Here is a 5,299-nt window from a genome sequence, read left to right on the forward strand (position 1 = left end):
ACAATTCATTTTATATACCTATCACATTTTCTATTATATATTTCATTTTTTTTTCTTACTGTTGCCGATGATATCAGTAAATTAACTTCCAATAAAAATGCGATTGATCTGCATGTCACGCTAAGCGAAGGCATTCCCGATTCCCGATTCCCGATTCCCGATTCCCGATTCCCGATTCCCGATTCCCGATTCCCGATTATGATTGGGTATTGGTGGGCATTGCCCATTTCATTAATCGCCGTTCAATCATGATATTTATCGGCAATGCCCACCCTACGATTCTTTTGCTGTTTGACCTGGTGGTGCGTTACGGGGCGGACTATACCAAGGCTGGCGCTTGAGCAAACAATTAGGGCAAGTCCGCCCCTAACGCACCCTACGCAACTGTTCCCGATTCCCAATTCCCAATTCCCAATTCTAAATTCTAAATTCTAAATTCTATTTCTTTTCCGTACATTTTCTTTCAATACCCCTTCAGAAAAAAAATTCTAAAATTCCTTGACAATTTTAACTATAATCGTTATGATTATAGTTGTAAACTTCAAACACGAGTTTAATTATGACTGAAGACTTTGTACCAAACGAAAACAACAATCCTGAAGAGACTACTCCCGGTAATACTCCTCAGGAACCTTCTCCAAAAAAATACCCAGTTAAGCACATTTTGAAAGGGTCACGTAAGGCAATACTCAATACCATGTATGCCCTTTATGCACTGCGTTACGCGGAAATCTCGGAGTGGAGCCCCCTTCAGCCCACTGGGATCCCAGGGGAATTCATTACGATAATGACGAAGTACTTAATTATCGGTTAAACTAACTTATGGGGGGTTTTACCCCCTTGGCAAAAAAATCGGGTCTGAAGTCAGTAGTCAGCGGTCAGCGGTCAGCGGTCAGCAGTCAGCGGTCAGCAGTCAGCGGTCAGCAGACATAACTCAGATTAAACAAATAGTTACCTGTTTTATTCAAAAGCTGTTGGCGTAGCGCATAAGCTGATAACTGATAGCTGATAACTGAAAGCTGATAACTGATAGCTGTTCCCGTAGCGTGCGCGTAGCGCATATGCTTACGGTCTAATCATATCGGATTATGTTGTCTGGTTTGGTTTACAAAGTTGAGTCATAAAGATAAATTCTAGCCGTGGAAAGTATTTCTGCGGCTATTTTTTTGGGGGTTGAAAGTTGTTCGGTTGAAGGTTGTTCGGTTGAAGGTTGAAGGTTGTTCGGTTGAAGGTTGAAGGTTGAAGGTTGTTCGGTTGAAGGTTGTTCGGTTTAAGGTTGAAGGTTGTTCGGTTGAAAGTTGCGTAGGGTGCGTGATAAGACGGGCTCACCCTCATTTTCTGCCTCGTCCTCAGCATTGCTACAGCCGGTCGGTGTAACGCACCACCGGGTCAAACAAGAATCAAACCGGTTAGTATGATTAGTGAAAATGTTGAATGAGTTCCCATCGGGTCGGCGAAGCCGAATCCCATTGAGTATCAGTTAACAACAATTGTTCGATTGTAATTAATTCTTGGTGGGCAGTGCATACCTACGCAAAATCCAAGCCAGATCAATCGGTCTGTTGCACTGCCCACCCTACATCTACTCTTGCCTATTGCTAGCATGCCTATTGCCTATTCAAAAGGGTGACAAACATCATTAACCTCCGAGTTAGTGTTCAAATAATCTTGTATCCAATTGCAACCATAGATTAGTAACTGATCTAAATCGAGGACTTGATCTAAATCCCATATAATAACAGTGTTGTCTCCACTAGCGGAGGCGAGCATCTCACCATTTGGGCTGAAAACTACGGCTAAGACGCCATCGCTATGTCCTTTCAGGGTAGTTAAAAGGGTTCCATCCTGCTTCCAGAGTTTGACGGTTTTGTCATAACTAGCGCTAGCAATTCTGTTACCGTCAGGGCTAAACACTACTGCTAATACCCCTGCTTGATGACCGTTGAGGGTAGTAATCAAGGTACCATCGCGCTTCCAGAGTTTAATGGTTTTGTCCCAACTCGCTGACGCAATGGTTTCACCGTCGGGACTGATGGCAACGCTGTAAACCCGGTCATGGTGTCCTTTCAGGGTAGTAATCAAGGTTCCGTCTGGCTTCCAAAGCTTGACAGTTTTATCCCAACTGGCGGAAGCAATTAGAGTCCCGTCTTTCTTGATGCAGTCGCTCATGGGGGAAACCCCCAAGACCGCGCTGCATCGCTTGCTGAAGGCTACTCCATCAATGCGATCGCTATGGCCCTTGAGGGTATTAATTAAGGTACCGTCCTGTTTCCAGAGCTTAATGGTGTTATCGGCACTAGCAGAGGCAATCATCTCACCGTCGGAGCTGAAGACTACTGCTAAAACGGCGCTGGTATGATTTGTTAAAGTTTTTAGCAAGCTACCGTTTCTGTGCCAGAGCTTGATGGTGTTATCGGCACTAGCGGAGGCAATCATCTCACCATCTGGGCTAATCGCTATTCCGGAAACTCTAGCACTATGGCCAGTTAGGGTTGTTTGTAGGCTACCGTCTTTATTCCACAGTTTGACTGTGTGATCCCAACTCGCCGATGCAATGGTTTTTCCGTCTGGGCTAATGGCCACTGCCCAAACTAAATCACTATGCCCCCTGAGCCTGGTGAGGATGATGCCATCGGGTTTCCAGAGCCTGACCGTTCCATCCCAACTCGCGGATGCAATAGTTTTTTCGTCTGGGCTAATGGCCACACCGTACACTAAATCTTGATGTCCTCTGAGGGTAGTGAGTAATGTGCCTTCCCAACTCCACTGGTTAACGGTTCCGTCCCAACTCGCGGACGCAATGGTTTTACCATCTGGGCTGATCGCAAGGTTGTAAACGCGATCGCTATGGCCCTGAAGGGTGTTTAGTAAAGTGCCATCAGTACCCCAAAGTCTAACGGTTTTATCCCCTGACGCTGACGCAATGGTTTGACCATCTGGGCTGATGGCAACGTTGTAAACGCGGTCATTATGCCCCTGAAACGTCCTTAGTAATTTCCCATTATAGCCCCAAAGTTTAACGGTTTTGTCCCCTGACGCTGACGCAATGGTTTGACCATCTGGGCTAATGGCCACTCCATAAACAGTAGCGCTATGGTCTTTAAGAGTAGTAATCAAGGTACCGTCAGCTTTCCAGAGCTTAACGGTTTTGTCTCCAGACCCTGAAGCAATCATCTGGCTGTCGGGGCTAATGGCAACACCATAAACGCCAGCTTGATGGCCGTTGAGGGTTTTATAGGGTCGGGGTTGAAACGTTCCCTGACTATCCCGTTTCCAGAGTTTGACGGTTTTGTCGTCACTAGCGGAAGCAATCAGATTGCCGTCTAGGCTAATGGCAATGTCGTAAACTCCAGCTTGATGACCGTTGAGAGTAGATAGTAGTTTACCATCCAGTGTCCAGAGTTTGATGGTCTTATCGTAACTAGCGGTAGCGATTAGATTAGCATCCTGGTTAATGGCAACTGCCCAAACCTGATTACTATGCTTTACTAAGCGATTATATTCAACAGTCCCATAAACTGCCTGTCTTAGCACCGATTCTACTTGAGTTTCCGTAGTGGGGTCTGCGTTACCAAAGCTTTTCAATCGTTCCTTGGCTCTGATCGCTTCTACTAGGGCGTCCAATTGTTGATTGGAGGCAAAGAGCGCTGCTGAGGATTTTGCGATCGCATTCATTTCGCTAATAGCTGAGCGTCTATATCCGAGGTAAGTGGTCACCCCTAACCCTGTGGAAACCATCAATGCTGTGCCCACTGCCATTAGCAAGAACTTGAGTCGTCTGGCACTTTTTTTCTGTTCTGCTAATCTTGCTTCTGCTTCCTTAGCCCGTTCTGCTTCTAAATACCGTTGCTGTTCAACCCAGCTTAATTCTTGACAAGCAGCTAAGAATTCATCATCTACTATACTCAACCGTTTGCCCGCTTTCCAGTTTAAGGCTTCTGCTAAAGCTTGTCCTCGCAACAGCCGAGAATTATCTTCACGGTTGGAGGCTAACCAAGCGTTTAGGGCTTGATTATAAGGTCGCAGATTCCCTAATTTTTGCTCAACCCAATCCTGATTAAAAATAGACTGGTAGATGGGATTATAAACCCTTAATACTGGGGAAGTTTTGTTATCCTGACCAGGCTCCTTGACAACTAACCCACTTAGCCGTAATTCTATTTGTTCAGGAGTATCATCTGCAGCAATTTCTCCCTGTTGTAAGATTTCCTGATAAAGGGCTAATAACCGACTAGAGCCTTGTTCATTTCTGAGAATGCGTTCCCGTAGGGTTCGTAAATGCTCCGGTTGATCATTGGCTTCCCAGTTTTCAATAATTTCCTTACGCACAAGCTGCTCTAACCAAAATCCTTCCGTACCAGGGGGAATCGTCAGAGAGCCACTAATTGCCTTTTGATTCGATATCTGCACCAGATAGCACAGCTTTTGAGTCAGAAATGGTTGTCCTCCTGTCCAAGCCAATATCTCTTTGAGAATAGTTTGATGATTCTCTACTAATCCTACTAATCCTGATGCTAATGGTTGAGCTTCTTCTAGGGTAAAACCATGCAAATCAATAGCTTTACCAATATTAAAAGGAGTTCGTTTTATCTGGGAAATTAAATCCGAAGGGGTGGCGACTCCAAATAAAGCAAAGGTGAGGCGATTGTAGTCTGGATTTTCTGCTCGCTGGTTATAGCAGGATCGAATCAGAGCAAAAAAATCATCGGTCGGGAAATTGAGGCTAATCACGCTATCGATTTCATCGATAAAAATAAAAATCTTTTCGCTTTTGAGGTTAACTAACAAAATCTCTTCGATCACCTGACTCAATCGCTGGATTTCCGATAAATCATCGTGCTCACGCCACCAAGTTTTTAAATTAACCTTCCGGTAAAGTTTGAAATTCCTTAATAACTCAACTACTAATCCCTTATACCACTGCTGGGGAGTAATAGTTTCGCTACCAATGCGCGTCATATCAATAGAAGCGCAGCTAAAACCAGCCTGTTGCAGTCGATGCTTGATCCGTAAGCGCAAGCTAGACTTACCCATCTGTCGGGAGTTGAACACATAACAAAACTCACCCCTAATTAAGGCATTATAAAGTTCAGCATCAGCTCGACGCTCTACATAACTAGGGGCATTTAATTTTAAACTACCACCGACTTGATATTCGTAGGTGTCCATGTGTAGCAGTTTTGAATTGGGTGAGCTATTTTTATTCTGGGTTTTAGGGAGTAGGGAGCTAAGCTATCAGCTATCAGCTTTCAGCTATCAGCTTTCAGCTATCAGCTTTCAGCTATCAGCTTTCAGCTAT

The 5,299-nt window shown here is 44.7% G+C and carries 3 protein-coding genes and 1 pseudogene; 2 read left to right on the forward strand and 2 right to left on the reverse strand.

All coding sequences use genetic code 11. The annotated features are described in order from the left end of the window. A pseudogene (locus F6K38_RS28955) lies at window positions 1-252 on the forward strand (hypothetical protein); the annotation flags it as partial. Between the two features lie 307 nt (window positions 253-559). Then, entirely contained in the window at window positions 560-814 is a 255-nt protein-coding gene (locus F6K38_RS28960; protein WP_008184674.1) for a hypothetical protein, read from the forward strand. Window positions 815-1,158: 344 nt separating this feature from the next. On the opposite strand, the gene F6K38_RS28965 is transcribed toward F6K38_RS28960, so the two are convergent. Further along, window positions 1,159-1,335, reverse strand: a complete 177-nt coding sequence (locus F6K38_RS28965; RefSeq protein WP_165691853.1) for a hypothetical protein — start codon at window positions 1,333-1,335, stop codon at window positions 1,159-1,161. Window positions 1,336-1,614: 279 nt separating this feature from the next. Continuing rightward, complete coding sequence (locus F6K38_RS28970) at window positions 1,615-5,169, reverse strand: AAA-like domain-containing protein (protein ID WP_287358520.1); 3,555 nt, start codon at window positions 5,167-5,169, stop codon at window positions 1,615-1,617. Between the last annotated feature and the right edge of the window lie 130 nt (window positions 5,170-5,299).

The organism is Moorena sp. SIO3B2, from assembly GCF_010692525.1.
GTDB lineage: Bacteria > Cyanobacteriota > Cyanobacteriia > Cyanobacteriales > Coleofasciculaceae > Moorena > Moorena producens.